This window comes from Marinithermus hydrothermalis DSM 14884 (genome assembly GCF_000195335.1).
Classification (GTDB): Bacteria; Deinococcota; Deinococci; order Deinococcales; family Marinithermaceae; genus Marinithermus; species Marinithermus hydrothermalis.
The window spans coordinates 1,870,808-1,897,320 of the sequence record NC_015387.1; the positions used below are offsets into that span (position 1 = coordinate 1,870,808).

Annotated in this window: 26 protein-coding genes and 1 riboswitch; of the genes, 7 read left to right on the top strand and 19 right to left on the bottom strand. The window is 72.8% G+C overall.

Translation table 11 applies throughout. The annotated features are described in order from the left end of the window. Window positions 1–6: 6 nt before the first annotated feature. The 7 genes from sat to MARKY_RS09395 are packed head-to-tail and all read right to left on the bottom strand — an operon-like array spanning window position 7 to window position 6,481. The gene (gene sat / locus MARKY_RS09365; RefSeq protein WP_013704642.1) at window positions 7–1,155 is read right to left on the bottom strand and encodes a sulfate adenylyltransferase; all 1,149 of its coding nucleotides are present in this window, start codon (window positions 1,153–1,155) and stop codon (window positions 7–9) included. Continuing rightward, window positions 1,149–1,889 carry a uroporphyrinogen-III C-methyltransferase gene (cobA, locus tag MARKY_RS09370; protein WP_013704643.1) on the bottom strand — a complete coding sequence of 247 codons (741 nt, stop codon included), beginning with the start codon at window positions 1,887–1,889 and terminating at the stop codon, window positions 1,149–1,151. The genes sat and cobA overlap by 7 nt, the downstream gene beginning before the upstream one ends. After that, the gene (locus tag MARKY_RS09375; protein WP_013704644.1) at window positions 1,886–2,641 is read right to left on the bottom strand and encodes a sulfite exporter TauE/SafE family protein; all 756 of its coding nucleotides are present in this window, start codon (window positions 2,639–2,641) and stop codon (window positions 1,886–1,888) included. The genes cobA and MARKY_RS09375 overlap by 4 nt, the downstream gene beginning before the upstream one ends. A gap of 8 nt (window positions 2,642–2,649) precedes the next feature. Continuing rightward, window positions 2,650–3,333: a phosphoadenylyl-sulfate reductase gene (locus MARKY_RS09380; RefSeq protein WP_013704645.1), complete on the bottom strand. Its 684-nt coding sequence runs from the start codon at window positions 3,331–3,333 to the stop codon at window positions 2,650–2,652. Beyond that, window positions 3,330–3,980, bottom strand: coding sequence for a precorrin-2 dehydrogenase/sirohydrochlorin ferrochelatase family protein (locus tag MARKY_RS09385; RefSeq protein WP_013704646.1), 651 nt, complete (start codon window positions 3,978–3,980; stop codon window positions 3,330–3,332). Before MARKY_RS09385 ends, MARKY_RS09380 begins: the two co-directional genes overlap by 4 nt. Further along, on the bottom strand, window positions 3,962–4,789 hold the full coding sequence (locus tag MARKY_RS09390) for a uroporphyrinogen-III synthase (RefSeq protein ID WP_013704647.1): 828 nt from the start codon (window positions 4,787–4,789) through the stop codon (window positions 3,962–3,964). The genes MARKY_RS09385 and MARKY_RS09390 overlap by 19 nt, the downstream gene beginning before the upstream one ends. 15 nt (window positions 4,790–4,804) lie before the next feature. Further along, the gene (locus MARKY_RS09395) at window positions 4,805–6,481 is read right to left on the bottom strand and encodes a nitrite/sulfite reductase (protein ID WP_052297217.1); all 1,677 of its coding nucleotides are present in this window, start codon (window positions 6,479–6,481) and stop codon (window positions 4,805–4,807) included. A gap of 239 nt (window positions 6,482–6,720) precedes the next feature. Beyond that, window positions 6,721–6,830: riboswitch (SAM riboswitch) on the bottom strand. A 108-nt stretch (window positions 6,831–6,938) separates the two neighbouring features. On the opposite strand from MARKY_RS09395, the gene MARKY_RS11475 reads away from it, so the two are divergent. After that, window positions 6,939–7,616 carry a metallophosphoesterase family protein gene (locus MARKY_RS11475; RefSeq protein WP_013704649.1) on the top strand — a complete coding sequence of 226 codons (678 nt, stop codon included), beginning with the start codon at window positions 6,939–6,941 and terminating at the stop codon, window positions 7,614–7,616. Here the strand turns inward: MARKY_RS11475 and MARKY_RS09405 are convergent. After that, window positions 7,613–8,401, bottom strand: a complete 789-nt coding sequence (locus MARKY_RS09405) for a histidinol-phosphatase HisJ family protein (RefSeq protein ID WP_013704650.1) — start codon at window positions 8,399–8,401, stop codon at window positions 7,613–7,615. The two genes, MARKY_RS11475 and MARKY_RS09405, sit on opposite strands and share 4 nt — an antisense overlap. 57 nt (window positions 8,402–8,458) lie before the next feature. Here MARKY_RS09405 and MARKY_RS09410 point away from each other — a divergent pair, with 57 nt between their 5' ends. After that, entirely contained in the window at window positions 8,459–8,935 is a 477-nt protein-coding gene (locus MARKY_RS09410) for a DinB family protein (RefSeq protein ID WP_013704651.1), read from the top strand. Here the strand turns inward: MARKY_RS09410 and MARKY_RS09415 are convergent. The 10 genes from MARKY_RS09415 to MARKY_RS09460 are packed head-to-tail and all read right to left on the bottom strand — an operon-like array spanning window position 8,932 to window position 17,529. After that, on the bottom strand, window positions 8,932–9,501 hold the full coding sequence (locus MARKY_RS09415) for a hypothetical protein (protein ID WP_013704652.1): 570 nt from the start codon (window positions 9,499–9,501) through the stop codon (window positions 8,932–8,934). The genes MARKY_RS09410 and MARKY_RS09415 overlap by 4 nt on opposite strands. A 13-nt stretch (window positions 9,502–9,514) precedes the next feature. Then, on the bottom strand, window positions 9,515–10,120 hold the full coding sequence (locus tag MARKY_RS09420) for a DNA-3-methyladenine glycosylase family protein (RefSeq protein ID WP_013704653.1): 606 nt from the start codon (window positions 10,118–10,120) through the stop codon (window positions 9,515–9,517). Further along, window positions 10,113–10,706, bottom strand: a complete 594-nt coding sequence (locus MARKY_RS09425; protein WP_013704654.1) for a cysteine hydrolase family protein — start codon at window positions 10,704–10,706, stop codon at window positions 10,113–10,115. Before MARKY_RS09425 ends, MARKY_RS09420 begins: the two co-directional genes overlap by 8 nt. A 22-nt stretch (window positions 10,707–10,728) precedes the next feature. Beyond that, on the bottom strand, window positions 10,729–11,436 hold the full coding sequence (gene bioD / locus MARKY_RS09430) for a dethiobiotin synthase (protein WP_013704655.1): 708 nt from the start codon (window positions 11,434–11,436) through the stop codon (window positions 10,729–10,731). Next, complete coding sequence (gene bioA, locus MARKY_RS09435; protein ID WP_013704656.1) at window positions 11,433–12,809, bottom strand: adenosylmethionine--8-amino-7-oxononanoate transaminase; 1,377 nt, start codon at window positions 12,807–12,809, stop codon at window positions 11,433–11,435. The genes bioD and bioA overlap by 4 nt, the downstream gene beginning before the upstream one ends. An 11-nt stretch (window positions 12,810–12,820) precedes the next feature. Continuing rightward, window positions 12,821–13,801, bottom strand: coding sequence for a 3-oxoacyl-ACP synthase III family protein (locus MARKY_RS09440; protein ID WP_013704657.1), 981 nt, complete (start codon window positions 13,799–13,801; stop codon window positions 12,821–12,823). Next, a complete protein-coding gene (gene bioF, locus MARKY_RS09445) occupies window positions 13,798–14,970 on the bottom strand; it encodes an 8-amino-7-oxononanoate synthase (RefSeq protein WP_013704658.1) in 1,173 nt (390 codons plus the stop codon). The genes MARKY_RS09440 and bioF overlap by 4 nt, the downstream gene beginning before the upstream one ends. A gap of 10 nt (window positions 14,971–14,980) precedes the next feature. Then, the gene (gene bioB, locus MARKY_RS09450; RefSeq protein WP_013704659.1) at window positions 14,981–15,979 is read right to left on the bottom strand and encodes a biotin synthase BioB; all 999 of its coding nucleotides are present in this window, start codon (window positions 15,977–15,979) and stop codon (window positions 14,981–14,983) included. Between the two features lie 15 nt (window positions 15,980–15,994). Beyond that, a complete protein-coding gene (locus MARKY_RS09455; protein WP_013704660.1) occupies window positions 15,995–16,603 on the bottom strand; it encodes a biotin transporter BioY in 609 nt (202 codons plus the stop codon). Next, a complete protein-coding gene (locus MARKY_RS09460) occupies window positions 16,600–17,529 on the bottom strand; it encodes a biotin--[acetyl-CoA-carboxylase] ligase (RefSeq protein ID WP_013704661.1) in 930 nt (309 codons plus the stop codon). The genes MARKY_RS09455 and MARKY_RS09460 overlap by 4 nt, the downstream gene beginning before the upstream one ends. A gap of 136 nt (window positions 17,530–17,665) precedes the next feature. Between MARKY_RS09460 and MARKY_RS09465 the strand changes: the two genes are divergently transcribed. The 5 genes from MARKY_RS09465 to MARKY_RS09485 are packed head-to-tail and all read left to right on the top strand — an operon-like array spanning window position 17,666 to window position 25,795. Next, window positions 17,666–19,618, top strand: a complete 1,953-nt coding sequence (locus tag MARKY_RS09465; RefSeq protein WP_013704662.1) for a tetratricopeptide repeat protein — start codon at window positions 17,666–17,668, stop codon at window positions 19,616–19,618. A 35-nt stretch (window positions 19,619–19,653) separates the two neighbouring features. After that, complete coding sequence (gene uvrA, locus MARKY_RS09470; RefSeq protein WP_013704663.1) at window positions 19,654–22,515, top strand: excinuclease ABC subunit UvrA; 2,862 nt, start codon at window positions 19,654–19,656, stop codon at window positions 22,513–22,515. Between the two features lie 13 nt (window positions 22,516–22,528). Beyond that, complete coding sequence (proB, locus tag MARKY_RS09475) at window positions 22,529–23,695, top strand: glutamate 5-kinase (RefSeq protein ID WP_013704664.1); 1,167 nt, start codon at window positions 22,529–22,531, stop codon at window positions 23,693–23,695. A gap of 14 nt (window positions 23,696–23,709) precedes the next feature. Continuing rightward, window positions 23,710–24,975, top strand: a complete 1,266-nt coding sequence (locus MARKY_RS09480; RefSeq protein WP_013704665.1) for a glutamate-5-semialdehyde dehydrogenase — start codon at window positions 23,710–23,712, stop codon at window positions 24,973–24,975. Window position 24,976: 1 nt separating this feature from the next. Beyond that, a complete protein-coding gene (locus MARKY_RS09485) occupies window positions 24,977–25,795 on the top strand; it encodes a YhjD/YihY/BrkB family envelope integrity protein (RefSeq protein ID WP_013704666.1) in 819 nt (272 codons plus the stop codon). On the opposite strand, the gene MARKY_RS09490 is transcribed toward MARKY_RS09485, so the two are convergent. Beyond that, complete coding sequence (locus MARKY_RS09490; protein WP_013704667.1) at window positions 25,751–26,512, bottom strand: type III pantothenate kinase; 762 nt, start codon at window positions 26,510–26,512, stop codon at window positions 25,751–25,753. The genes MARKY_RS09485 and MARKY_RS09490 overlap by 45 nt on opposite strands. Window position 26,513 lies beyond the last annotated feature (1 nt).

Here is a 26,513-nt window from a genome sequence, read left to right on the forward strand (position 1 = left end):
AGTAGTTTAAGGCCTTGGGTCCGGGGGCGGCACCCGCAGCACCTCGGCCACCTCGGGCCGCACGAGCTCCGGGGGTGGCCGCCGGCCCTCGCGGAGCAAACGCCTTACGGTGGTCATGCTAATCGGGGTGCGCGCCCGGGGATCGTGGCCGCAGGTACGCTCGGAAGCGATTCCGCCGCAGGCCGCGCAGTGAAACACCGCGCCGACCTTGAGGATCCGGATCCCCAAAGGCTCCGGGAGCTCATCGAAGATGCGGTGCGCCGCGAACGGGTCGTAGTAATCCCCGACCCCCGCGTGGTCGCGCCCCACGATGAAGTGCGTCGCCCCGAAGTTCTGCCGCACGATCGCGTGGAAGACCGCCTCGCGCGGCCCCGCGTACCGCATGGCCGTGGCCAGCCCCGCGAGCACCACCCGCCCCGGCGGGTAGACCCGCTCCACCAGGACCCGGTAGGCCTCGAGGATCGTCCGGGTGTCGAAATCCCCGGGTTTTTTCCGTCCCAGGATGGGGTGGATCAAAAGGCCGTCCGCGAGCTCCAGGCCGAGCCGGTGCAGGTACTCGTGCGCCCGGTGCGGCGCGTTCCGCGTCTGGAAGGCCACCACCGTAGCGAACCCGCGGCGGGCGAACTCGGCGCGCACCTCGGCCGGGGAGCGGCTCCAGGCCCGGTAGGCGTGCGGCACGGGCTCGAGCAGGGTCACGCGCCCCGCGACCGCCCAGGGCCCCTTCCGGTACAAGAGGGCCACGCCGGGGTGCCGGGGCGCATCCGTCCCCCAGACCCGCCGGGCGAGGCGCTCGAGGTCCAGCCGGTAGACCTCCGTGACCTCGAGGAGGCCCAGCACGCGCCCCGACGCATCCCGGATCGCGGCCGCCTCCCCCACCGCGACGCGCGGCCGCTGGCGGCGCTGGAACAGCACGGGGAGCGGCCAGACGGGCCCGCCGGGCAGCCGGAGGGTCTCGGCGACCGCCCAGAGGGCCTCCCGGTCCATGAACCCCTCGAGGGGGGAGAAGGCCCCGGTCGCGAGGTTCTCGAGGTCGAGCAGGGTGTCCAGGTCGGCCGTGAGGGCGGGGAGGGCCCGGGCCTCGGCCCGCAGCCGCTCCCGCTCGGCGCCCTCCGCCACGCGCTGCACCAGGGTGTTGCCGTGCGGGGGGATCAGCACGCGTTCACCTCCGTTTCCTCGCGCATCAGTTGATCCCGCAGGGCCACGACCGGCCCCACCACGAAGACGGCGGGGGGCGCGACCGCCACCCGGTGCGCGGCCACCGCGGCCAGCGTCGTGATCACCACGCGCGCCTCGGGGGTGCTGCCGCGCTCCACGAAGGCCACCGGTTCCGCGGGCGCGCGGCCCGCCGCGATCAAGGCCCGGGCGATCTCCGCGCGGCGGCGCACCCCCATCAGGATCACCAGGGTCTCCACCCCCGCGTACCGCCGCGCGTCGAAGGGCGCGCCGCCCGCGCCGTGCCCGGTCACCACCACGAACCCCCGGGACACCCCCCGGAAGGTCAGGGGAATCCCCGCAAGGCCCGGGACCGCGAGGGCCGAGGTCACCCCCGGCACGACCTCGACCGTCACGCCATGCGCGGCGAGGTAACGCCACTCCTCCCCCCCGCGCCCGAAGACGAAGGGGTCCCCGCCCTTGAGCCGCACCACCGCGCGCCCCGCCCGGGCGTGCTCGAGCATGAGCCGATAGATCTCGCGCTGCACGCGCTCCTGCTCGCCGTAGCGTTTACCCACGGGGACCCGCTCGGCCGTGGGGGGAGCCCACTCGAGGACCGCCGGCGCGACCAGCCGGTCGTAGAGGACCACGTCGGCCTGCTGCAGGACGCGCACCGCCTTGAGCGTGAGGAGCTCGGGGTCCCCGGGCCCCGCGCCCACGATGTACACCTTGCTCATCCCATCCCTCCCTTCGCGAGGGCCAACCCCCGGTACACGAGGGACGCCCCGACCAGCACCAGCCACGCCAACAGCCCCAGCCGCAAGGGTCGCGCGGGAATCCGGCCGGCGAGGAACGCCCCGGCCACAGCCCCCACGCTTCCCCCGAGGGCCAGCTCGGCGAGGAGGGGTAGGTTCACGTTGCCCATCCCGAGGTGGAGGCCCCCACCCACGGTGGCGGCGACCAAACCGAAGGCCAGGTCCGTCCCCACGACCCGCGCGGGCGCGAGGCGGGTCGTACCGAGGAGGAGCAGGGTGCCCAAAGCTCCCGCTCCCGCCGAGGCGAACCCCATCTCGAGCCCGATCCCAAACGCCCCTAAGGGGATCAGGTGGGGCCGCGCCTTGGGGACCGCTCGGCCGCTGAGGGCCCGCCCGAGCCCCCAAAGCGCGGAGAAGGCCACCGTCCCCCCGAGGACCGCCAGCACCACCCCGCCCTGGGCCTTCAGCCTATCCAGGAAAAGCGAGCCCAGCACCACCCCGGGCACCCCCCCGAGGAGCATCCGGCCGAGGACCCCGGCGTCCACCTGGCCCCGCGCCAGGTACACGCCCCCCGCGAGGAGCTTCGCCAAAGCGCCGTACACGAGCGCCGTCCCGACCGCCTCCGCCGGCGGCACCCCCAGGGCGAGGATCAGCAGCGGGGCGGTGAGCGTGCCCGCACCGACCCCGCTCAGGCCGACCCCCAGCGCGATCAACAGCCCCAGCCCCACCGCCATTCGCGCCCTCACCCCTCCCGGTCAAAGGTGTGGATGCCGCACTCGAGCTTTCGCCCTCCCCAACGCCCCGAGCGGGGGTTGGTGGGGTCAGTAGGCAGGCTGGTGCACGGCGCGCACCCGATGGAGCGGTACCCCTGGTCGTACAGGGGCAGGTGCGGGATCTCGTGGACCTCGAGGTAGGCCCACACCGTCTTCCAGTCCCAGTCCGCCAAGGGGCTCAGCTTCGCGATCCGCTTGCCGCTCGGCAGGGTGTGGGTCTCGAGCTTTTTCAGGCCCGCCCGTGTGGGCGACTGCTCCCGCCGGAGGCCGGTGAGCCAGAGGTCGTACGGCTCGAGGCCCGCCACGAGCGGCTCGACCTTGCGCAAGCGGCAGCACCGGTCGGGGTCGGTCCGGTAGAGCTGACCGAAGCGCGCCTCTTGCTCCGCCACGCTCAGGGGGGGCGTCAGGTTGATGAGGTTCAGGTTCCACGCCGCGGCGAGCCGGTCGCGGTAGGCGTAGGTCTCGGGGAAGTGGTACCCGGTGTCCAGGAACAAGACCGGAAGGTCCGGCCGGTGTTGGCGCGCCATGTGGAGGACCACGACGTCCTCGGCCTGGAAGCTGCAGGTCAGGCAGGCCGCGGGGTAGGCCTCGAGCGCCGCGCGCACCAGGGCCTCGGCCGACAAGCGTTCGGCGGTCTCGGGCGTTAAGCTCATGCGATCCCCTCCTTCGCGTACGCTTCGATCACGGCCCGAAGCTGCGCCTGGGCCCGCTGCGGCTGGCCCGTGCGCAGCCACTCCAAAGCCTTCGAGTCCACGAGGGCGTACCAGAGGCGGCGGCGCGCGGCAAACCCGGGCACGCGCCGGGCCACCTCCTCCCGGAGGCCGCCTAGTAGCTCGAGGAAGGCCGCGTACTCCGGGCCGAGCTCGCGGGCGAACCGTTCCTTGAGCCGCACCGCGAGGGCCGGGGCCTTGCCGCTCGTGGAGACCGCGACCACCAGATCCCCCTGGCGGTGGACGGCGGGCAGGATGAACGAGGCGTGCCGCGGGGCGTCCACCGCGTTGAGGAACACCCCCCGCCGCTCGGCCTCCGCGAAGACCCGCCCGGTCACGGCGGGGTCCTTGGGGTGCGCGAAGGCCAGCACGGCCCCCGCGAGGTCCCCCTCGCGGTAGGCGCGCCGCTCCCAGCGGATCCGGCCGGCGGCCGCGAGGGGCTCGAGGGCGGGGTGCGCCTCGGGGCTGATGAGGGTCACCCGCGCCCCGGCCTCCACGAGCCGCTGCACCTTGGCCTCGGTCTCCCCGCCGCCCCCGACGAAGACCACGGGACGGCCCTTAAGGTCGAGCATCACCGGGAAGTACCGCATGCGTGCACCTCCTCGTAGTACCGCGCCAGCGCCATGATCATCGCGCCCATGCGCTCCTCCTCGGGCATCACGACGCGCGTGACCCCCGCTTCGGTGAGGGCCTCGCGGGTCACGCGCCCGACGCTCACCGCGACCACGGGGCCGGAGAAGGCCTCGAGGACGGGGCCCAACCGCCCCAGCGCCCGGACGCCTTCGAAGAAGTGGTGCACCTGGACGGCGCTGGTGAAGGCCACCGCGTCCACCGCGCCTTCCAGGACCTCGCGGGCCAGGGTCTCCACCACCGCCGGGTCCGGGGGCAGGTGCCGGTAGGGCCACACCTCCACCACGCGCGCGCCGCGCGCCACGAGCCAGCCCGCGAGCCCCGGGGCCGGCACCCCAAACAGCTGCAGCGCGACGCGCCGGCCCTCGAAGGCCTGTGCGGCCAAAGCGCGCCGCAGCCCGGCGGTGGTGCCGTCCGCGGCCACGACCGCGGGCCAGAGGCCGAGCGCCTTGAGGGCCTTCACCGTCTTGTACCCCCGCGCGGCGAGGCGGGCCCGGGCCAACAGGTCGAGAAACGCCTCGCCCAGCCCCACCGCCGCTGCCGCGCGCGCCAGGGCCTCGGTGCCCATCCCGGTGGTGAGGAGGACCCAGTCCACCCCCTCGCGCACCAGGCGCGCGAGGAGGGGCTCGAGCCGGGCCGGGTCGAGGAAGGCGGTGCCCTGGGTGGGCCGCACGAGGGGGGTGCCGCCGAGCTTCTCCACGATCCGGGCGAGCTCCGCGGCGCGGCGGGGGCCGGTGAGGGCCACGCGTTTTCCCTTCAGACTCAGCATGCCCGTCCCCCCCGGCTAGACCCCGCACTCGCCCTCGCCGACCTGCACCCGGAACGCGCCCTCGCCCCCCAGGTCCGTGTAGAACTCGGGGGCTTCGGCGTAGGGGGGCACCTGGGTGAAGGGCTCCAAGAGGGGCTTGAAGGAGGCGGGGCCCACGCGGTCCACGAACGCGGTGAAACCCTCGCCCTCCTGGCGCTCGGCGAGGTAGCGCTCGAGCACGGCCCGCACCGCCTCGGGCACCCGCCGGGCGGGGATGCGGGCCACGGGCTTCCCGAACCGCGCGCCCTCGAGGGTGGTTCCGCCCCCGAGGAGCAGCACGTAGTGGGGCACCTCCCGCCCGTCCACGGTGCGCGCCGCGCCGTAAAACCCGATGTCGGCGATGTGGTGCTGGCCGCAGGAGTTGGGGCAGCCCGAGATCTTGAGGGTCAGGTCCTTGAGGGCCGGGTGGGCCCGAAGCTCGGTCTCGAGGAGGCCTTGGAGGGCCTGGGCGAGCCCGCGCGAGCGGGTGATCGCCAGGTTGCAGGTGTCCGCGCCCGGGCAGCGGGTCACGTCGGCCAGGGTGTGCCCTCCGGCCGCGGCGAGGCCCGCGGCGTGCAGCGCGGCGTACACCTGGGGCAGCGCGGCCTCGGGCACCCAGCGCAGCAGGAGGTTCTGGGTGATCGCGCTGCGCACCCGCCCCCCGTTGTACCGGCGGGCGATCCGCGCGAGGGCGCGGAGCTGGTCCGAGGTGACGTCCCCCAGCGGGCAGCGCACGATCACCGTCGCCCAGCCCGCCTGCCGCTGCGGCACCACGTTGGTCGCGGCCCACTCGGCGAACCCCGGGGGGACGGCCCCCACGGCGGGGAGCGGCTCGAGCTCAGGCGGCCCTTCCTCCTCGAGCGTGGGCTGCGCTGTGAGGGCGCGGCCGGAGCGCGTGGCCTTCACCACCCGGCGCTCGGCGAGGACCGCTTCGCGCAGGGCGTCCGCGCCCCATTGCTTCACCAGGAACTTGAGGCGGGCCTGGGTGCGCACCTTGCGGTTGCCGTGGCGGTCGAAGACCCGGAGGACCGCCTCGATCGTGGGGATCAGGTCCTCCGCGGGGGTGAAGGGCTCGAGGAGCACCGCGGCGCGGGGGGCCGCGCCGAGCCCGCCGCCGACGTGGATCCTGAACCCCGGCCGGCCCTCGGCGTCTCGGACCGCGACCGCGCCGATATCGTGGATGGCCACGCGGGCGTGGTCGGTCCGGCACCCTTCGAAGGCGATCTTGAACTTCCGCGGCAGGTTCTGCGCGACGGGGTGGCGTAGGAAGTAGCGGAAGGTGGCCTCGGCGTAGGGCGTGACGTCGAACGGCTCGTCGGGCGCGATCCCCGCGTAGGGGCAGGCCGTGACGTTCCGTACGGTGTTGCCGCAGGCCTCGCGGGTGGTGAGGCCCGCGCGCGCGAGGTGGCGCAGGAGTTCGGGCAGGTCGCGCCGCTGGACGTGGTGGAGCTGCACCGCCTGCCGGGTGGTGAGGTGCGCCTTACGGTGGGGGGTGAAGCGGTCCGCGGCCTCGGCGAGGGCCTCGAGCTGCTCGGGCGTCACGCGGCCGAAGGGCAGCTTGACGCGCACCATGTGCCGGTCCGAAGCGCCCCGGATCCCGTAGATCCCGTTTTCCAGTCGGTAGCGCTGGAAGTCCAGCGGGTCCTCCAGGCCGGCCTCGAGCCGGGCGATCATGCGCTCGAGGTGCGCGATCTCAGCGGCTTGGGCGGGGTCTTCAAGCAGGTTCACGTTCCTTCACCTCCTCGGGGTTGGTGGCCGGCGGGCCAGGCCCCCTATACCCCTGATACAAATAGGCTCAGGGGTAGGGTAACACAACAACCCGCGCGCGCCTCCTCGGGGGCGGGGTAGGGCAACCCCCCTTCTCCCGGGGGATCGGAGAAGGGGGGCGGTCTGGTTTGGCTGGCGTCTCCCCTCTCTTATCTCCCCCGCTTGCGCAGGCCGGAGTTGGCACCGGACGTGGGCACGCGCCCACCGGTTGCCGCGGCTTCACAGGGCCGGGTCCCTCCACCGCTCTGGATAAGAGACGGGCCGGGTTGTGGCCGCGCATCCCGCGCGGTTACCCGCGAGTGTATACCCTTAATACTAGCTTTGTCAAGGGTATCTCCGACCCGGTCCGCGGTAGATTAAGGATATGCGCCTCCTCCTGTTCTCCGACGTGCACGGAAACCTCACCGCCCTCGAAGCGGTCCTCGAGGCCGCCCGGGCGTACGGCCCCTACGACGGCGCGTACTGCCTCGGCGACCTCGCCCTGTTCGGCCCCCACCCCGAGGAGTGCCTCGACCGCCTCACCGAGGCCGGCGTCCAGGCCCTGGCGGGCAACACCGACGAGTGGCTCGCCCAGGACCTCGAGGCCCCCACCCCCACCGCCCAAGCCCACCTCGCCTGGTGCCGCGCCCGCCTCTCCCCCGAGGCCCTGGCCTTCCTCCGCGGCCTGCCGCGCGCCCTCCAGGCCGCGGACCTCCGGATGGTGCACGCCACGCCGCGCACCCCGCACGACGACCCCGAGCGGTGCGGCCCGGACCTCCCCCCGGACGAGGCCCGCGCGGTCTTCGGCGAGGGCCTCGTCGCCTTCGGGCACCGGCACGGCGCCTTCCTCGCCATCTCCCCGGGCCTGGTGCGGGTCAACGTCTCCTCGGTCTCGATCCCCCCCGAGCCGCGCCCCCTCGCGCGCTTCACCGTCGCCACCCGCCACGCCGGCCACTGGAGCTTCGCGCAGCACGAGGTGCCCTACGACCCCACCCCCGCCCTCCGCGCCGCCCGCGCGCGCGGCCTGCCCCCCTTCCCCTGGTGGCAGGCCCTGGTGGGCTAGAGCGGGTAACGCTGGGGCCGCCCCTCGCGGTACACCACCGCCTCGGCGTACCCCGCGGCCTTCAAGAGCCGCACCGCGTCCTCAAAGCGGTACCCCACCTCCTCCGGCCGGTGCGCGTCCGAACCCAGCACCACCGGGATCCCCAGCGCCCGCGCCCGCTCCAAAAGCGCCGGGGCCGGGTAGACCTCCCCCACCGGCTTGCGCCACCCCGCGGTGTTCACGTCCAAAGCCAGCCCCTCCCCCGCGATGACCTCGAGGGCCGGCTCCGCCAGCTCCAGGTACCCCTCCTCCGGCACGTGCCCGAACTTCTTGGGGAGGTCCAGGTGCCCGATCGCGTGGAACAACCCACTGCGAGCCGCCTCGACCACGAGCGCGAAATACGCCCGGTAGACCTCCTTCAGGTCGCGCCACGCGAACTCCTCCACGTAATCCGGGTGGTCGAAGGGCCACGCGCCGATAAAATGCACCGAACCGATCACGTAATCGAACGGGTACCGGCCCAACACGTGCCGCACGAACCCCTCGGTCCCCGGGTGGTAATCCGCCTCGAGGCCGATCCCCAGGTAAAACCCCGTCGCCTCCTCCCGCAAGGCCTCCAGGGCCCCGAGGTAAAACGGCAGCTCGTCGAGCTCCATGCGGCTTTGCGGGTCGAACCAGGGGGGCATGGGGCTGTGGTCCGTAAAGACCAGTCCCGCAAGCCCCGCCCGGCGCGCCGCGGCCACGTACTCCGCCGGCGCGCCTCGAGCGTGCTTGCACAAAGGGGTGTGCACGTGCGCGTCGTACATGCCCGCAGTCTACCCCCAACCCTCGGGTAGACTGGGGCCACCCCCAAGGAGGACCGCATGGAAACCCTACTGCGCCAGCACCTCACCGAGCTCCTGGTCGGCGAAAGCGCCCACGTGAACGCCCGAACCGCCTTCGCGCGCCTCCCCGCCGCCCTCCGGTACCAAGCCCCCCCGGGCTTCCCGCACACCGCGTGGGAACTCCTCGAGCACCTGCGCCTCGCCCAGCGGGACATCCTCGAGTACCTCCAGAACCCGCGCTACACCGCCCCGCCCTTCCCCGAAGGGTACTGGCCCCCCACCCCCGCCCCGCCCACGCCCGAAGCCTGGGACGCGAGCCTAACGGCCTTCCTGGAGGACCTCGAGACCCTCCAGCACCTCGTGAACGACCCCAGCGTCGACCTGTTCGCCCACCCGCCCCACGCCCCCGCCGCGCACACCCTGGTGCGCGAAGTCCTCGTGGTGGCCGACCACAACGCCTACCACCTGGGCCAGGTCGTGGCCCTCCGCCGCGCTCAGGGCGCGTGGCCCCCCTAGCGGACGTGCACCACCCGTCCCGCGCTCGCCCAGACCTCGACCGGCTCCCCCAGGACCTCCGCCGCCCGGCGGGAGAGGTCCGCATCCGGCCGCGGCAGGGCCTCCACCCGCTGCACCAGGCTCGGCCGGTCGGGCGGCGCGAGGCGCGGCGCGCGCGCCAGCACCGCGTCCACCTCCCAGACCGAGGCCCACAGCCGCTTCAGGTGCCACAGGACCTCCTGCCGCCCCGTCGCGATCCCCACCGGGGCCCCGCCCGCGTACCGCACCACGAACCGCCCCTCGCCCACCACGGCGCCCAGCGCGTCCGCCCGCTCGGGCAACAAATAACTCTCGCGCACCAAACGCTGCGCCTCGCGGCAGGCGGCCTCGAGGCGGTCCTCGTCGATCCGCACGCCGAACACCCCCTCGAAGGCCCGCCGCACCCGCTCCGGAAGGTTATTCAGAGCGTAGAACTCGGCCTCGAGCTCCACCACCCAGGTCGGCACGACCGGCACCCCCGCGGCCTCGAGGCGCGCCAGCCGCGCGACCTCGCCGCCCGCCTCCGCCTGATCCAAGGGACGTATCATGGCCCCAGTCTACTCAAGCCTTCCCGTCCGCCTCCGCCCACAGGTACCAGGCCGCCGCGCTGCGGTAGGGCTGGAACCGCTCCCCGAGCCGCACCAGGCCCGCGCGGTCCGCGACCCCGTACAGCGCCCGGGCCTGCCGCGCCAGACCCAGGTCCGCCACCGGCCAGACGTTCATGCGCCCCAACCCGAAGATCAACAGCATCTCCACCGTCCACGGCCCCACCCCCTTAAGCGCCCCAAGCTGGCGGGCCACCTCCGCGTCGGGCAAGGCCTCCAAGCCCTCGAGGCCGCCCTCGAGGGCGAAACGGGCCAGGCCCCGCAGGTACCCGATCTTCACGCGGGACAGCCCTACCGCCCGGAGCGAGGCCTCCGAAGCGGCGAGGAGCGCGGCGGGATCCAGGCCCACGCGCGCCTTGAGGCGCGCGTAGATCGTGCGCGCGGCGGCGTTGGAGAGCTGCTGCCCCACGATCGCGCGCACCAGCGTCGCGTACGGGGGGTGCAGCCCCCAGCGGTACGGGCCGTGCCGCGCGACGAGCGCGGCCATGACGGGGTCCGTTTGGAGCGCGGCGAGCACCTCGGGCCGGGCCGTGACCTCGGCGAGGTGCGCTTCGCTAGACAAACGCCACCCCTTCCGCGGTGGTGATCCGCCCCTGGTACAGGAAGGCCACCTGGCGCAGCGCGGCCGCGTGATCGAAGGGGGTGAGGGCGCTGGTCGCGTCCTCGGGCAAAACCACGCGGTACCAGCGGAGCGCGGCCGAGCCCGCGGTGTGCAGGACGCAGATGTTCGCGACGGTGCCGCACACCACCACGTGCCGCACCCCCCACAGCCGGAGCAGGTGGTCGAGGGCGGTGCCGTAGAACGCGTCGTACCGGAGCTTCTTCACCGTCACCTCCCCCTCCCGGGGCTGGAGGTCCTCGAGGATCTGGGCCCCCCAGGTGCCCGCGACCGCGTGCCGCGGCCAGATCGCGAACTCGGGGTCGTCCTCGGCGTGCCAGTCCTGGGTGAAGACCACGCGCGCCCCGGCGGTGCGCGCCTTCTCAAGGAGGCGCTGGATCCGGGGCACGGTCTTCGGCGCCTCCGGGACGAAGAGCGCCCCGTCCGGGTGCGCGAAGTCGTTCTGCATGTCCACCACGATCAAGGCGGTCTCCCGAGCAGGGAGCTCCACCACCGCCTCGCGGGGAATCTCCGGGACTTCCACAGGCATGGGGATCACCTCTCACCCCTCATTATGCGCCGAGTGCGGCATAACGCGCCAGAAAGGGCTCGAGCGTTCCGCCCGCGGCCACCGCAGCCGCGGCCTCCGCCGCGGAAACGATCCGGGATCGCCTCGGCACAAGGCCCAGCACCGGCACCCCGCACATCTCCTCGATCATTTGGGGATTGGTGCGCTCTGCGACCCCCGGGGCGGCGGGGTACCCCGAGACCACCACGCCCAAGACCCGAAGCCCCTTCGTCCGCGCGTAGTGCACGGTGAGGAAGGTGTGGTTAAGGGTCCCCAAGTTCGGCCGGGCCACAACGAGCACCGCCAAGCCCCAACGTTGGGCGAGCGCCGCGTAGTCCAGCCCCTCCGCGATGGGCACCGCAAGGCCACCGGCCCCCTCCACGAGCACCCAGTCCGCGCCCGCCCATCCCCGCCAGGCCGCCTCGACGGCCTCCCAGTCCACCGGCCGCCCCGCCCGGCGGGCCGCCACCAGCGGGGCCAACGGCTCGGCGTACACACAAGGCACCACCCGCGCCCGCGGCCCCGTTACCCCTGCGGCCTCGGCCAGCATCCGGCCATCGGGCGGCCACTCACCCCGACCATCCCACCCGGTCTCCACCGGCTTCAGCACGCCCACGCGGTACCCGGCCTCGCGCAAGAGCCGCGCGAGGCCAGCGGCCACCACGGTCTTCCCCACCCCGGTGTCCGTCCCGGTCACGAGCACGCCCCTCACCGCACCGCCCCCCGCGCCAAGGCCTCGAGCTCGGGCAGCGCGTCGGTGAACGCGGCCCTCAAAATGGCGGTCATCTCCTCGAGCTCCACCTCGCTAGCGGCGAGCGGCGGCATGAAGATCATCACCCCCCCGATCGGCCGGACCAACAACCCCCGCGCCCGGGCGTGCCGGGCCACGACGTACCCGACCTCCGCCCCGTACGGGAAGGACCGCTTCGTAGCCTTGTCCGCCACGATCTCGATGCCCACCATGAACCCGGCCTGGCGCACCTCCCCCACGAACGGGTGCTGCGCCAGGGGATCGAGCCACTCCTTAAGCCGTGCGGCCTTCGCCGGCAGCTTGGGGAGCAGCCGTTTCAACAGCTCGAGGCTCGCAAGCGCCGCGGCGCACCCCAAGGGGTTCCCGGTGTAGGAGTGGCCGTGGAAGAAGGTCTTGCGCTCCTCCACCTCCCCCAAAAAGGCCTCGAAGACCCGTTCGGTCGTGAGCGTCGCCGCGAGGGGCAGATACCCCCCGGTGATCCCCTTGCCGAGGCAGAGCAGGTCCGGGGTCACGCCCTCGGCCTCGCAGGCGAACATCCGGCCGGTGCGGCCGAACCCGGTGGCCACCTCATCCACGATCAAAAGAACCTCGTACCGGTCGCACAAGGCGCGCAACCCCCGGAGGAACCCCTCGGGCGCCGGGATGATCCCCCCCGCCCCCTCGACCGGCTCCACGATGACCGCGGCGATCTCGTGGCCGCGCTCCCGAAGCACCGCCTCCACCGCCTCGAGGCTCGCCTGCATGCAGCGTTCGGGATCGGAGTACGGGCTGCGGTACGGGTAAGGGTAGGGCACGCGGGGGTGCTCGGGCAGCAGGTCCAAAAAGGGCCAGTGAAAAAGCGGGTCGGGGGCCACGGAAACCGCGCCGAGCGTGTCCCCGTGGTAGTTATTGGTAAAGCCGAGGATGTACCGCTTCTCCCGCCGGCCCTGGTTGGCCCAGAACTGGATGGCCATCTTTAGGGCGATCTCCACCGCGGTCGCCCCACTATCCGAGTAGAAAACGCGGGACAACCCCTCCGGCGCGACCTCCACCAGCCGCCGCGCCAGCACGATGGAGGAAACGTTGGCCTGTCCTAAAAGCGTGGTGTGCGCCACCTGCTCGAGCTGCGCACGTACCGCAGCGTCGATCTCCGGCACGGCGTGGCCGTGCACGTTCAACCAGATGGAGGAGGTGCCGTCGTAGTACCAGTTGCCGTGGATATCCTCCAGCTTCACCCCCCGACCCCGCCGGATCACCACCGGCTCGGAGGCGATGTACTGCTTCATCGGAGTGAAGGGGTGCCAGACGTGCGCCTTGTCCCAAGCGATCAGCTCCTCGTGGGTTACGGTCTCCATCCTGAACCTCCCTACCAGCGCAGCACCGCCCCCGCGACGAGCACCCCCGCCCCCACCGCGGTCAGGAGCACCACATCACCGGGACGAAACCGATCGGCCACCGCCGCGAGTGCGATCGGGATCGTGGCTGCCGAGCTGTTCCCCATGCGCGCGATCACGTCCACCGTCCGTTCGGGGGGAATCCCGAGCAGCCGGCCGGCCTCGTGGACGAGGCGGCGGTTGGCCTGGTGGGGCACCCACCAGTCCACCGCGCCGGCCTCGAGGCCCGCGCGCGCCAGGGCTTTTCGTCCCGCCTCGGCCATGCCGCGGGCCGCCCGGCGGAAGAGGGTGGGGCCGCTCTTCATGCGCATGCGGTGCTCTCCACGGGCCAAAGCCTCCGGACTCAGGGGCACCCGGCTCCCCCCCGCAGGGATGTAGATCGTGTCCCAGCGGGAGCCGTCCGCCCCCAAATGCGACGCGAGCAGCCCCCGCCCCTCCCCGCCCGGCCCCAGAATCACCGCCCCCGCTCCGTCCGCGAACAGCGGCGCGGTGTTCGGGTCGCGCGGGTTCACCCGCCGGCTCAGGACGTTGGCCGCCACCACCAGCACGTACCCGCCCCAAGCGCGCACCTGCGCATCGGCCAGAGCCAGGGCGTACACGAACCCCGCGCACGCCCCCGCGAGATCCACCGCCCCGGCGTTCACGAGCCCCAGCCGGTGGGCCACCACCGGTGCGGTGGGGGGCAGCGGGTGGTCGGGGGTGCTCGTCGCGAGGAGCAACAGGTCCACCGCCTCCGACTCCAGCCCCGCGTCCACGAGCGCGGCCTGCGCAGCCCGCACCGCGAGGTCGCTGGTCGCCTCGTCTAAAGCCGCGACGGGGCGCTCGAGCACTCCGGTTCGCTGCACGATCCACCCCGGAGGCAGGCCCAGCGCACGCTCGGTCGCGGCGCTGGCCACGCGCCTCCGGGGCAGGGCCGCACCCACCCCCAATATGGCAGCGCCTGCCGTGCTCACACCCCCACCTCCTCTGCCGGGGGGAACGCCTGAATCACGCGCTCGATCTCCACCTCGGTGTGGGTGGCCATCGGGGCCAACCGCAACCGGCTCGTGCCCTCCGGTACGGTAGGGGGTCGGATCGCCGGGGCGAGGACCCCCCGGGCCTCGAGGTGCGCCGCGAGGCGGAGCGCAGGCCCCGGCGCCCCCACCCACACGAGAAGCATCGGGGCTGGGTCCTCGTGCAGCACCCGGTACCCCTTGGCCCTAAGCTCGGCCTTCAGCCGGGCCAGGTGCTGCCTGAGGCGCGCCCGGCGGGCCTCCCCCTCCGGACCACGAACGAGGCGCACCGCCTCGAGCGCAGCCGCAGCTAGGGCCGGGGCGATTCCCGTGCTGTAGATGAACGCCCGGGCCCGGTGCAACAGCACCTCCACCAACGCCCGTGCACCCGCCACCACCCCCCCTTGCCCCCCAAGGGCCTTGGAGAGGGTGGCCACCTGGACCGGGACCCGCCCGGCGAGGCCGAAGTGGTGCACCGTCCCGCGCCCCTCGGGGCCCACCACGCCACTCCCGTGCGCGTCGTCCACGACGAGGAGCGCTTCGTAGCGCTCCGCGAGCTCCACAAGCGCCGGCAAAGGGGCTAGGTCGGCGTCCATGCTGAAGACCGCGTCGGTCACGATGAAGCGCCGCCCTCCACGTCGGGGCCCCGGCCCCTTGAGCAAGTCCTCGAGGTGATCGAGGTCCCGGTGGCGGTAGTAGCGGAGCCGCGCCCGGCTGAGGCGCGCCCCGTCGTTCAGGCTCGCGTGGTTCAGCGCGTCGGCGAAGATCTGGTCGCGCGGCCCGGCGAGCGCGGCGAGCACCCCCACGTTGGCCGCGTACCCGCTGGTGAAGACCAGCGCGGCTTCCGTGCCTTTGAAGTCCGCGAGGGCCGCCTCGAGGGCTGCGTGTACCCTCCGGTCCCCCGAAACCAGCCGGGAGGCCCCGGCCCCCACCCCCCACCGCGCCAACGCCTCCTGGGCGGCCCGCACCAGCCGGGGATCGGTGGACAAGCCCAGGTAGTCGTTCGAGGCCAGGTTGATCAGGTACCGGCCTTCGCGTTCGACCCGCGGTCCCGCAGCTGCAAGGGGCCGTAAGGTGCGCCGCAGGCCGCGGGCCGCCCACAGCTCGAGCTGCCGCTCCCAGTCCGTCATGGCGTGCAACTCAGGAGGGGATCCCCGCCCCCTCCGGCACGAACCCCAGGTCCTCGATCATCCGCCAATCGGCCTCGGCCGCCTGGCCTTTTTCGGTGAGGTAGTCGCCGAGGAAGAGGCTGTTCGCGATCATCAGCGCCAGGGGCTGGAGGCTGCGCAGGTACAGTTCCCGTCCCGCCGAGGCCCGCAGCTCGGCCGTGGGGTTCACGAAGCGGAAGACGGCCAGGTAGCGCAAACACGCCCAGGGCGTGAGGTGGCGCACGGTCCGCCCGTCGCCGAGCGGGGTGCCCTCGATGGGGATCAGGAAGTTCACGGGGATCGAGGCCGCCCCCATCGCGCGCAGGGCGTAGGCCAGCTCGACGACCTCCTCGTCGGTCTCGCCCATCCCGAGGATCACCCCGCTGCACGGCGCGAGCCCCGCCGCCTGCGCGGCCTGGACGGTCCGCACCCGGTCCGCGTAGGTGTGGGTGGTGCAGATCTCGCCGTAGCGGGCGGCGCTGGTGTTGAGGTTGTGGTTGTACGCGTCCACCCCGGCCGCTTTAAGGGCCCGGGCCTTGGCCTCGTCGATGAGGCCCAAGCAGGCGCAGACCTCGAGGGGCAGCTCCGCCTTGATGCGGCGGGCGGCCTCGGCCACGGCCTCAACCTCGCGCCAGGAGGCCCCGCGCCCCGAGGTCACGATGCAAAACCGGTCCGCTCCGGCGGCGTGGGCCGCGCGGGCGCGGGCGACCATCTCCTCCACGCTCAGGAGGCGGTACCGGGGGATCGCGGCCTGGGAGGCGCGGGACTGCGAGCAATAGTGGCAGTCCTCGGGGCACAGCCCGCTCTGGGCGTTCAGGAGCACGTTGACCTTTACCCGGTTGCCGAAGAAGTGCCGGCGCACCCGCCAGGCTGCCTCCACCAGGCGCAGGGTCTCCGCGTCGGGCAGCCGCAATAGGGCCAGGGCCACCTCCCGGGGGGGAGGGTGGCCCTGGAGCGCGTCGGCCACAAGCCGGTCCCAGGGGATCTCCACGGCCGCACCTCCGCGCTAGCGCCGGCCTACGAACCGCCAGGCCGTGGGCAGCACGAGCGCGGCCAGCACAGCCTTCACGAGATCACCGGGGATGAAGGGGAGAAACCCCATCGCGAGCAGGGCCCCCAGCCCCCCGAACTTGCCCGCGCCGGCCAGCCACGCGCCGAGCCAGGCGAGGCCCAGAGCGTAGATGATCAGGTTGCCGAGGAGCATAGCCAGGAAGGTCAGGCCCCAGCCGCGGTCCGCGCCGAAGCGCTCCACCAAATACCCCACCACGAAAGCCGCGACGGGGAAGGCGATCAGGTACCCGCCGGTCGGGCCGAAGAGCTTCGCGACCCCCGCGCTGCCCCCCGCAAAGAAGGGCAGGCCCGCCGCGCCCTCCGCGAGGTAGGCGAGGAGGGCGAGGAGGCCCAAGCGGCTGCCGAGCGCCGCGCCGACGAGCAGCACGCCGAAGGTCTGGCCCGTCACGGGCACCGGCGTGAAGGGGAGCGGCACGCTGACCTGCGCGCTCAAGGCCACGAGCAGGCTGCCCGCGAGGACCAGCGCCACGTCCCGGGTAAGGCTGCGGGTCGGGAAGAACACCTTGGCCAACGGTAGGTACGGTAACGCCTGGGTCTGGTTCATCGGATACCTCCCACGAGTTCCACGTCCCCCGCCGAGATGCGGGTGCGTTTGCCGGATGCGACCTCCACCACCAGCGCGCCGTCCGCCTCGAGGTCCACGGCCACGCCCTCCACCACGCCGCCCACCCAGCGCACGCGCACCGGCCGCCCCAGGGTGTACGAGCGCGCCCGCCAGGCCGCCAGGATCGCCTCGGGCTCCCCGAGCCGCGCGTACCAGTGCTCGAGCCGCTCGAGGAGGTGGGCGAGCACCTCCACCCGGCGGGCCGGGCGGTAGGCTTCCAGGTACGCCGCGCCTTCCGGGAGGGGGCTTTGGTGCACGTTCAGGCCGATGCCGAGCAGGACGTAACGGACCTCCTCGCCCAGCAGGTCGGCCTCGAGGAGGACCCCCGCGAGCTTGTTGCCGTCCGGGGCGAGGAGGTCGTTGGGCCACTTGAGCCCCCCGACCCCCGCGGCCTCGGCGAGGGCGACGCCCGCGGCGAGGGTGAGGCGGGGCAGGGCGGTGAGGGGCAGGGCGGGGCGCAGCAGAAGCGAGAAGTACAGGCCCGCGCCGGCCGGGCTGGCCCAGCCGCGCCCCCGGCGCCCCCGGCCTTGGGTCTGCTGCTCCGCGAGGACCAGCGCCCCTTCCGGCGCGCCGGCCTCGGCCCACTTCCGGAGCGCGTCCTGGGTGCTGGCGACGCGCCCCAGGTACCGGTAGGGCCGGCCGAAACGGCCCTTGAGGCGGGGGGCGAGGCGGGCGGGGGTGGGGGTGCCGGGCGCGAGGCGGTAGCCCCGGCCCCGCGCGACCTCGATGGGGTAGCCGGCCTCCCGCAGGGCCTGGGCCTGCTTCCAGACCGCGACCCGGCTCACGCCCAGCCGCCGCGCGAGCGCCTCGCCGCTCTGGTAGGTCTCGCTCAGGTGGTCGAGGAGGGGGGGCGGCGCATCCAGCACGTTAACCAAGTTACGGGCCTGGGGTTAACGGCTCAAGCCCCAGCCGCGAGTCTGAACCCAGCCCAAAAAGCGTGGCGTTCCCCCTAACGTAGGCCAGCCTCCGCCGCCCCCCGCCGCACCGCCGTATGCTAAAGGCATGCGTGCTCTCCTGATCGCACTGGCCCTCGGCAGCCTGGCCCTGGCCCAGGGGCTCGTCCTGCCCTTCGAGGGGCCGCAGGGCGCCAGCACCGCCCGGGCGGTGGCCCAGAGCCTGGACGCCCCGCCACCCACCCTGGCGGGACTGTTGCTGCCCGAACCCCCGTGGCAAGGCGGGTGGCGCGTCCTCACCCCGAGCCTCGCGAGCCCCGCCGGCGCCCGGCTCATCTGGGAAGCCACCGGCGCGGACTGGGTCCTGACCGGCCGCCTCACGAACGGCCAGATCGAGGTGTTCCTGTTCGACGGCGAGAAAAGCGAAAGCGCCCGCTTCGCGAACGCCCTCCTCCTCGAGCGCTGGGCGGCCCAGCGGCTCGACCGCCCGGCGCAGGCCGTGCCGCCCGAACCGGACCTCGAGCCCGTCCTGCGAAGCCTCCTGCAAGGGCAGCGCCCCTCCTCCCTGCCCGAGGCCCTCGCGGGGGAGGCCGAGCAGCTCGAGGCCGCGCGCGCGCGGAACGTGGACGCTTTAGCCGGCGTGCTGCCCGAACCCATGCTCGCCTTCTGGCGGGGGCTCCGCGACCCTAGCGCATTCCCCGAGAACGGGGTCGGGCCCGTCTGGCGCGCCTTCCTGCCCCTGCAAAACGACGACCGCGCGACCGCCCTCGAGCGGGCCGCCCAGCTCGCCCAAAGCCCGCGGGCCCTGGACCAAGCCGCGGCCCTCATCCTGTTCCGGGGGTTGGAGGACGACCGGTGGCGCGAGGTGGCGCGCTCCCTCACCGAGGTCGCGCCGGAGCTGGTGTTCGGGTGGGAGATGCGGAGCTTCGCCGCGTTCGATGAGAACAACGGCGCGGAGGCCCGCGAAGCCCTGGAGCGCGCGGTTCAGCTGAACCCGGAGGAGGTCCTGTACTGGACGAACCTGGGCTGGGCCCGGTACCTGACGGGAGACGTGACCGGCGCGATCCGCGCCTCCGTGAAGGCGATGCGCCTCGAGCCGAACTCCACCGCGGCCTACAACCTGGGCCTCTTCCACGCCCTCGCTGGGAACCACCTGGACGCTCAGCGGTTCTACCTGCAGGCCCTGCGCCTCGACGACGAGAACGAGGTGGAAATCGCTCGGGAGGACCTGGAGAACACCGGACGCAGCGACCTCCTCTACTACCAAGGCTTCCTCCTCGAGCGGGCAGGGCGCGTCGCGGAGGCTCTCGAGGCGTACCGCGCCTTCCTGGAAGCGCACCCGGAGCACGTGCTCGCCCCCGAGGCCCGGCGCGCGGTCGCGCGCCTTGGGCAGGCCCGCCGCGAGGTACGCATCCAACGGCTGGCCCTCCAACCGGACGGGGTGGACGCGCGGCCGTTCGGCGCGGGGGAGCAGGTCTGGCCGGTGGTGGAGCTGGTGGGCGAACCGGCCCTGGCCCGCGGGGAGGTCCGGACCCTGCTCCTTAAGGACGGCCGGGTGGTGGATGAAGCGAGCTTCGAGCTGGACGTACCGCCCATCACCGCGGACTGGCGGGGGAACGCGTCGCCCGTCACGCCGCCCGAGCCGGGCCGGTACCAGCTCGTGGTGCGTTACCTCGACGCCGAGGCCCGGCTCACCCTCCAGGTGGGGCCGCCCAACCTCGCCCGGCGTTTGTTCGCGCTGGGGTTGGAGGTGCGCGGGCTCAACGGCACCCCCCTCCTCACCCCGGCGGTGGCCCTCTCCCCCAGCGGGGAGGCGCGGCTTTTGGCCGCGGTCGCGGAGGAGCTGCGCCAGGCCGCGCCGCGCGCGCGGGAGGTCGCGCGGTTCAACCAGATCCTCGAGAACGGGCCCTTCCCCGGGCGGACCGTGGCGGAGGTGATGGAGGCCGCCACCCCGGAGACCGCGCGGGTGTTCTTGGAAGCGGTGGTGCAGCGCCCCGAGCTCCTGGGGGGGCGGGACGTGGTGAACGCCTTCGCGGAGTGGGCGTCCGGGGCCGGGCGCTAGGTCCCGGACGCCCCTCGGATGCTATACTCCCTTAGATGGACCGTATCATCGTCAGAGGGGCCCGGGAGCACAACCTAAAGAACATCACCGTCGAACTGCCCCGCGGCAAGTTCATCGTGATCACTGGGGTTTCCGGCTCGGGGAAGTCCACCCTAGCCTTCGACACCATCTACGCCGAGGGGCAGCGGCGCTACGTGGAGAGCCTCTCCGCCTACGCCCGCCAGTTCCTGGGGGTGATGGACAAGCCGGACGTGGAGGCCATCGAGGGCCTCAGTCCGGCCATCTCCATCGACCAGAAGACCACCTCGCACAACCCCCGTTCCACGGTCGGGACCGTCACCGAGATCCACGATTACCTGCGCCTGCTCTTCGCGCGCGCGGGCGAGGCGCACTGCCCCGAGTGCGGCCGTAAGATCGAGAAGCAGTCCGCCTCGGAGATCACCGACCGGCTCCTCGCGCGCCCCGAAGGCACCCGCGCGATCCTGCTCGCCCCGATGGTGCGCGGCCGCAAGGGGGAGTACCGCAAGCTCTTCCAGCAGCTCATCAAGGAAGGGTACGCGCGCGTCCGCGTGGACGGCGTGATCTACCGCCTCGAGGAAGCCCTCGAGCTGAAGCTGGAGCGGTACGAACGGCACGACATCGACCTGGTGGTGGACCGGGTGGTCCTCAAGCCCGAGGAACGCACCCGCATCGCCGAGTCCGTCGAGCTCGCCCTGCTCCGCGGGGACGGGCTCGTGCGCGTCCTCTACCCCGACACGGGGGAGGAGGCGCTGTACTCGGAAAAGTTCGCCTGCCCCGAGCACGGCTCGGTCCTCGAGGAGCTCGAGCCGCGCATCTTCTCCTTCAACTCGCCGTACGGCGCGTGCCCCGAGTGCTCGGGCCTCGGGCACCGGCTCGAGTTCGACCCGTCCCTGGTCGTGAACCCCGAGCTTTCCCTCGCCGAGGGGGCGATCCTCCCCTGGTCCAAGGGGCGCGACACGGGCCGGAGCTACCTCTGGGACCGGCTGAAGGCCCTGGCGGAACACCTGGAGTTCGACCTCAAGACCCCCTTCCGGGACCTCACCCCCGAGCAGCAGCACGCGGTCCTGTACGGCCTTCCGGAGCCCTTCGAGGTCGTGTTCCGCCGTGGGGGCAAGGAGACGATGCGCTTCCCCGTGCACTACGAGGGGGTCATCCCCTGGCTCTCCAAGCGCTACCAGGAGACCGACTCGGACGCGTTGCGCGAGAGCCTCGAGGGGTACATGTCCCTCAAGGCCTGCCCCGCCTGCCAGGGCACGCGCTACAAGCGCGCGGTGCTCGCCGTCACGATCGGGGGGAAGAACATCGCCGAGGTCTCCGCGATGAGCGTGAAGGACGCGCTCGAGTTCTTCCAGGGCCTGGAGGCGCACCTCTCGAGCTTCCAGCGCTCCGTGGCTCGCCCGATCCTGCAGGAGGTCGTCACGCGGCTGGGCTTTTTGGTGGACGTGGGGCTGGATTATCTCTCGCTGGACCGCGCGGCGAACACCCTCTCGGGCGGCGAGGCCCAGCGCATCCGGCTCGCGACCCAGGTCGGCTCGGGCCTCACCGGCGTGCTGTACGTCCTGGACGAGCCCTCGATCGGGCTGCACCCCCGGGACAACCAGCGCCTGATCCGCACGCTCAAGAAGCTCCGCGACCTCGGAAACACCCTGATCGTCGTCGAGCACGATGAGGAGACGATGCGCGAGGCCGACTGGATCGTGGACATGGGGCCGGGCGCGGGCGTGCACGGCGGCGAGGTCGTGGCGGAAGGCCCCCCGGAGGCGGTCGCCGCGAACCCCAAGAGCCTGACCGGCGCGTACCTCCGGGGCGAACGCCGCATCCCGGTTCCCCAGGAGCGGCGGCGGGGCAACGGCAAGAAGCTCGTGGTGCGCGGCGCGCGGGAGCACAACCTTAAGAACCTCGACGTCACGATCCCCTTAGGGAAGTTCGTCTGCATCACCGGGCCCAGCGGCTCCGGCAAGTCCACGCTGATGCACGACGTGCTGTACGCCGCCCTCGCGCGCGAGCTGATGCGCGCCAAGACCCGGCCTGGCCGGTTCGACGCCCTCGAGGGCCTCGAGCACATCGACAAGGTCATCGAGATCGACCAGTCCCCCATCGGGCGCACCCCGCGCTCCAACCCCGCCACGTACGTCGGGGTCTTCGACGAGATCCGCGACCTCTTCGCGAAAAGCCCCGAGGCCCGCAAGCGGGGGTACGCCCCAGGCCGGTTCTCCTTCAACGTCAAGGGCGGACGGTGCGAAGCCTGCCGCGGCGACGGCACCGTCAAGATCGAGATGCTCTTCCTGCCCGACATCTACGTGCCGTGCGAGGTGTGCAAGGGCCGGCGCTACAACAAGGAGACCCTCGAGGTCAAGGTGCGGGGCAAGACGATCGCGGACGTGCTGGAGATGACGGTGGAGGAGGCGCTCGAGTTCTTCCAGAACGTCCCGGCGATCACCCGGAAGCTGCAGCTCATGGTGGACGTGGGCCTGGGGTACATGCGGCTCGGCCAGCCCTCCCCCACGCTCTCGGGCGGCGAGGCCCAGCGCATCAAGCTCGCGACCGAGCTGGGGCGCAAGTCCACCGGGAAGACGCTGTACATCCTGGACGAGCCCACCACCGGACTGCACTTCGAGGACGTCGCGAAACTCCTCCGGGTGCTGCACCGGTTGGTGGACGCGGGGAACACGGTCCTCGTGATCGAGCACAACCTGGACGTGATCAAGACCGCGGACTGGATCATCGACCTGGGGCCCGAGGGCGGCGCGCAGGGCGGCCGCATCGTGGCCGAAGGCACCCCGGAGGCGGTCGCGATGTGCGAGGAGAGCGCCACCGGCCGGTTCCTCGCGCGGATCCCGGAGATCGCCGAGCGGATCGGGGTGGCCGCGGACTGACCCGGGAGGAGCCATGGCGACCGCTCCGCTCGACCCTCAAGCCCGCCACGCCCTCTTCACCCAGGCCCGGCGCGTCGTGGTGAAGGTCGGCAGCGCCGCGCTGGCGGGGGAGGCGGGGCTGAACCCGGAACGCATCGACCGGCTCGCCGCCGAGCTCGCCGCCCTCGGCCAAGCCGGGCGCGAGGTGATCCTGGTCTCCTCCGGCGCGATCGCCGCCGGCACCCGGAAGATCGGCCTGCCCCGGCGGCCCGCCTCCATCCCCGAAAAGCAGGCCGCGGCCGCGGTGGGGCAAAGCGCTCTGGTCCAGGCCTGGGAGGACGCGTTCCGTAAGCACGGCCGCTCCGTGGCGCAACTCCTCCTCACCGCCGACGACCTCGCCCACCGCCACCGCTACCTGAACGCGCGCAACACGCTCAACACCCTCCTCGCCTGGGGGGTGGTGCCCCTCATCAACGAGAACGACACCGTGATGGTGGACGAGATCCAGTTCGGCGACAACGACCACCTCGCCACCCTCATCGCGGGCCTCGTGGGCGCGGACCTCCTCGTCATCCTCTCCGACGTGGACGCGCTCTACGACGCGGACCCGCGCCAAAACCCCGCGGCCCGCCCCATCCGCTGGGTGCCCCGGGTGGACGGCCGGCTGCTGCGCGCCGCGGGTGAGGCCCCGAGCGCGGTGGGGCGGGGCGGGATGCGCAGCAAGCTCCTCGCGGCCAAGAAGTGCCTCGACGCGGGGATCCCCCTCCTCCTGGCCTCCGGTCGCCAGCCGGGGGTCCTCGAGGCGGCCTTCGCCGGCCTCGAGGTCGGCACCCTGTTCTGGAGCGGCGAACGCCGGTACAGTGGGAAGAAGCTCTGGCTCGCCCAGCTCCCCCGCCCCCAAGGTGAGGTGGTGGTGGACGCGGGCGCGGCGCGGGCCCTGCGCACCGCGGGCACCTCCCTCCTGCCGGTGGGGGTGCGGGCGGTGCGCGGCGTGTTCGGGGTGGGCGCCCCGGTCCGGGTGGTGGACGAGGACGGCCGGCTCGTGGGGATCGGGCTCACCCAGTACGCCGCGGCCGACCTGGAGCGGATCAAGGGCCGCCGCACCCACGAGATCGCGGCGGTCCTCGGGCACAACCCCTCGGACGAGGTGATCCACCGCGACAACTTCGCCCTCGCCGAGGAGCTGGTGGACGCGGAGTAACGCTGGAGGCAAGCATGGCGACCCAGAACCTCACGCACGAGATGCGGGCCCTGGCCCAACGCGCCCGGGCCGCGGCCCAAGGCATGAGCCGCGCCGGAACCGCCGCGAAGAACCAGGCGCTCCTCCGCGCGGCGGAACTGTTGGAGCAGGAACGCGCCGCCCTTTTAGCGGCGAACGCCCAGGACCTCGAGGCCGCCCAAGCCGCGGGCACGACCGGGGCGAAGCTCGAGCGGCTGCGCCTCACCGACCGCGTCCTCGCCGACCTCGCCGCGGGACTGCGGCAGCTCGCGGCCCAACCGGACCCCGTCGGGGAGATCAGCGAGATGCGCCGCCTCGAGAACGGCCTTTTGGTGGGGCGTATGCGCGTCCCGCTCGGGGTGATCGGCATGATCTACGAGTCCCGCCCCAACGTGACGATCGAGGCGGGGGCCTTGACGCTCAAGGCCGGGAACGCCGTGATCCTAAGGGGCGGCTCGGAGGCCTTCCGCTCCAACACGGCGCTCGCTGGCCTGCTGCGCCAAGCCCTCCGCGAGGCCGGCCTGCCCGAGGACGCCGTGCAGCTCGTGCCCACCCCGGACCGCGCGGCGGTTCTCGAGCTCCTCAAGCTCGACGAGTGGATCGACCTGATGATCCCCCGGGGCGGGGAGGGCCTGATCCGGTTCGTGACCGAGCACGCCCGCATGCCGGTCCTCAAGCACTACAAGGGCGTGTGCCACGTGTACGTGGACCGCGACGCCGACCTCGAGATGGCCCGGCGGATCGTGCTGAACGCCAAGACCCAGCGCCCCGGCGTGTGCAACGCCCTCGAGACGCTTCTGGTGGACCAGGCGGTCGCCGCGGATTTCCTGCCCCAAGTGGCGCGGGACCTCGAGGCGGCCGGGGTGGAGCTTAGGGGGTGTCCCGAGACGCGGGCGGTCCTCCCCGAAGCGCGGCCGGCTACCGAGGCGGACTGGGCGGCGGAGTACCTGGACCTCATCCTCGCGGTGCGGGTCGTGCGGGACATGGAGGCGGCCCTCGAGCACATCGCGCGCTACGGCTCGAACCACACCGAGGCGATCGTGACCCAGAACCACGCGCGCGCCATGCGGTTCCTGCGCGAGGTGGACGCCTCGCTCGTCCTGGTGAACGCCTCCACCCGCTTCAACGACGGGTTCCAGCTGGGCCTGGGCGCGGAGATCGGGATCTCCACCTCCAAGCTGCACGCGTACGGCCCCATGGGGGTGCGCGAGCTCACCACGACGAAGTTCGTGGCGCTCGGGGACGGGCAGGTGCGCGGGTAGGATGCGCCTTCGGGTCCCCCGGTTTGTAAAGCGGTTCCTCCGGATCTACACCCGGGTGCACGTGCCGTTCTTCGCGGCGGCCTTGGCGTACTACGCGTTGTTCAGCCTGCTGCCCCTCCTCTTCTTCCTGGTAGGGTTGTTCGGGTTCGCGCTGCGGCGCAGCCCCGCGCTTTTGGCGGACTTCGAGGCGCAGCTCGTGGCCTTCACCCGCGCGGCCCTCCCGGCCTCCGCCGACCTCGCCCAGGAGGTGCTCGGCCTGCTCACCCAGGGCGCGCCCTCGTTCACGCTGGGGGCGCTCGCGCTCTTGGCGTGGCTCGCGAGCCACTTCTTCGCGGCCCTTTCCTACGCGCTCTCGGTGATCTTCGGGGGCCGAGCGTCCGGCGTGCGGGGCCGGCTCGTGGGGCTGTTCGCGCCCCTGGCGCTCGGCATGGGCCTCCTCCTGTTGATCCTCCTGAACCTGGGGCTGGGCCTCGCGCAGCGCTTTTTGCCCCAGGGCGCGCTGCAGGCGGTGGCGGGCGGCGTGCTGCCGTACGCGAGCACCGCCGGGGCGTTCTTCCTCATCTACCGCTTCCTGCCCCGCCGCCCTCCGCCCACCGGCCCCGCCCTCCTCGCGGCGCTCGGCGTGGCCCTCGCGTGGGAGGGACTGCGGCGGGGATTGCCCCTGCTCATCCCCCGCTCGCAGTACGAGGTGTGGTACGGGCCGCTCGCGGGGCTGGTGCTCGCTCTGTTCGGGTTTTACCTCGCGATGCTCCTCCTCCTCGCCGGCGCGGTGCTGTTACGCAGCCTGCTCCCAGATCAAGCGCAGCCCCTTGAGGGTTAGGTCGGGGTCCACCACGTCCACCGTACGGCACAAGGCCTTCAGGGTCTGCGCGAACCCGCCGGTCGCGATCACCAAGGCGTCCCCGCTCGCCTCCTTAAACCGCGCGACCATCCCGTCCACCAAGGCGGCGTACCCCAGCACCAGCCCCGACTGCAGGGCCTCCACGGTGTTCTTCCCGACGGGGCCGCGCGGCGGGGGCACCAGGTCCACGCGGGGTAGCTTCGCGGTCTTCAAGGCCAGCGCGTCCGCCGCGGTCTGCGGCCCCGGCGCGATCGCCCCGCCCAGGTACCGGTCGGGGGCCTCCACCAGATCGAAGGTCGTCGCGGTCCCGAAGTCCACCACCACGTACCGGCCCCGGGGATCCCCGTACCCCAGGGCCCCCACCGCGTTCACCAAACGGTCCGCCCCCACCTCGCTGGGGGTGTCGGTCTCCACCCGCAGCCGCGCCGAGTCCGCGGTCACCAGGTACGCCTCGACCCCGTAATACCGGCGCAGGGCCTCCTCGAGCTCGTGCTCCACGGGCGGCACCACGCTCGAGACCACCGCCGCGTCCGGCGGGGGCAGCCCCTCCAGCGCGAACAGGTCCCGCAGCAGCACCGCGTACTCCGAGACCATGCGGCGGCGCTCCGTGCCCACGCGCCAGCGCGCCCGCAGCACGTCCCCGTCCCAGACCCCGAGCACGGTAGAGGTGTTCCCCACGTCCACGGTCAGCAGCATA

Bases quoted from the DNA above. Each gene is read 5' to 3' on its own strand.
- bioF (WP_013704658.1), bottom strand. From the start codon at position 14,970: ATGACGGACTGGGAGCGGCAGCTCGAGCTGTGGGCGGCCCGCGGCCTG.
- MARKY_RS09390 (WP_013704647.1), bottom strand. From the start codon at position 4,789: ATGCTGAGTCTGAAGGGAAAACGCGTGGCCCTCACCGGCCCCCGCCGC.
- cobA (WP_013704643.1), bottom strand. From the start codon at position 1,889: ATGAGCAAGGTGTACATCGTGGGCGCGGGGCCCGGGGACCCCGAGCTC.
- MARKY_RS09410 (WP_013704651.1), top strand. From the start codon at position 8,459: ATGGAAACCCTACTGCGCCAGCACCTCACCGAGCTCCTGGTCGGCGAA.
- MARKY_RS09415 (WP_013704652.1), bottom strand. From the start codon at position 9,501: ATGATACGTCCCTTGGATCAGGCGGAGGCGGGCGGCGAGGTCGCGCGG.
- MARKY_RS09385 (WP_013704646.1), bottom strand. From the start codon at position 3,980: ATGCGGTACTTCCCGGTGATGCTCGACCTTAAGGGCCGTCCCGTGGTC.
- uvrA (WP_013704663.1), top strand. From the start codon at position 19,654: ATGGACCGTATCATCGTCAGAGGGGCCCGGGAGCACAACCTAAAGAAC.
- MARKY_RS09405 (WP_013704650.1), bottom strand. From the start codon at position 8,401: ATGTACGACGCGCACGTGCACACCCCTTTGTGCAAGCACGCTCGAGGC.
- MARKY_RS11475 (WP_013704649.1), top strand. From the start codon at position 6,939: ATGCGCCTCCTCCTGTTCTCCGACGTGCACGGAAACCTCACCGCCCTC.
- MARKY_RS09375 (WP_013704644.1), bottom strand. From the start codon at position 2,641: ATGGCGGTGGGGCTGGGGCTGTTGATCGCGCTGGGGGTCGGCCTGAGC.
- MARKY_RS09425 (WP_013704654.1), bottom strand. From the start codon at position 10,706: ATGCCTGTGGAAGTCCCGGAGATTCCCCGCGAGGCGGTGGTGGAGCTC.
- MARKY_RS09455 (WP_013704660.1), bottom strand. From the start codon at position 16,603: ATGAACCAGACCCAGGCGTTACCGTACCTACCGTTGGCCAAGGTGTTC.
- bioA (WP_013704656.1), bottom strand. From the start codon at position 12,809: ATGGAGACCGTAACCCACGAGGAGCTGATCGCTTGGGACAAGGCGCAC.
- MARKY_RS09395 (WP_052297217.1), bottom strand. From the start codon at position 6,481: ATGATCGCCCGGCTCGAGGCCGGCCTGGAGGACCCGCTGGACTTCCAG.
- MARKY_RS09490 (WP_013704667.1), bottom strand. From the start codon at position 26,512: ATGCTGCTGACCGTGGACGTGGGGAACACCTCTACCGTGCTCGGGGTC.
- proB (WP_013704664.1), top strand. From the start codon at position 22,529: ATGGCGACCGCTCCGCTCGACCCTCAAGCCCGCCACGCCCTCTTCACC.
- MARKY_RS09380 (WP_013704645.1), bottom strand. From the start codon at position 3,333: ATGAGCTTAACGCCCGAGACCGCCGAACGCTTGTCGGCCGAGGCCCTG.
- MARKY_RS09480 (WP_013704665.1), top strand. From the start codon at position 23,710: ATGGCGACCCAGAACCTCACGCACGAGATGCGGGCCCTGGCCCAACGC.
- MARKY_RS09465 (WP_013704662.1), top strand. From the start codon at position 17,666: ATGCGTGCTCTCCTGATCGCACTGGCCCTCGGCAGCCTGGCCCTGGCC.
- MARKY_RS09485 (WP_013704666.1), top strand. From the start codon at position 24,977: ATGCGCCTTCGGGTCCCCCGGTTTGTAAAGCGGTTCCTCCGGATCTAC.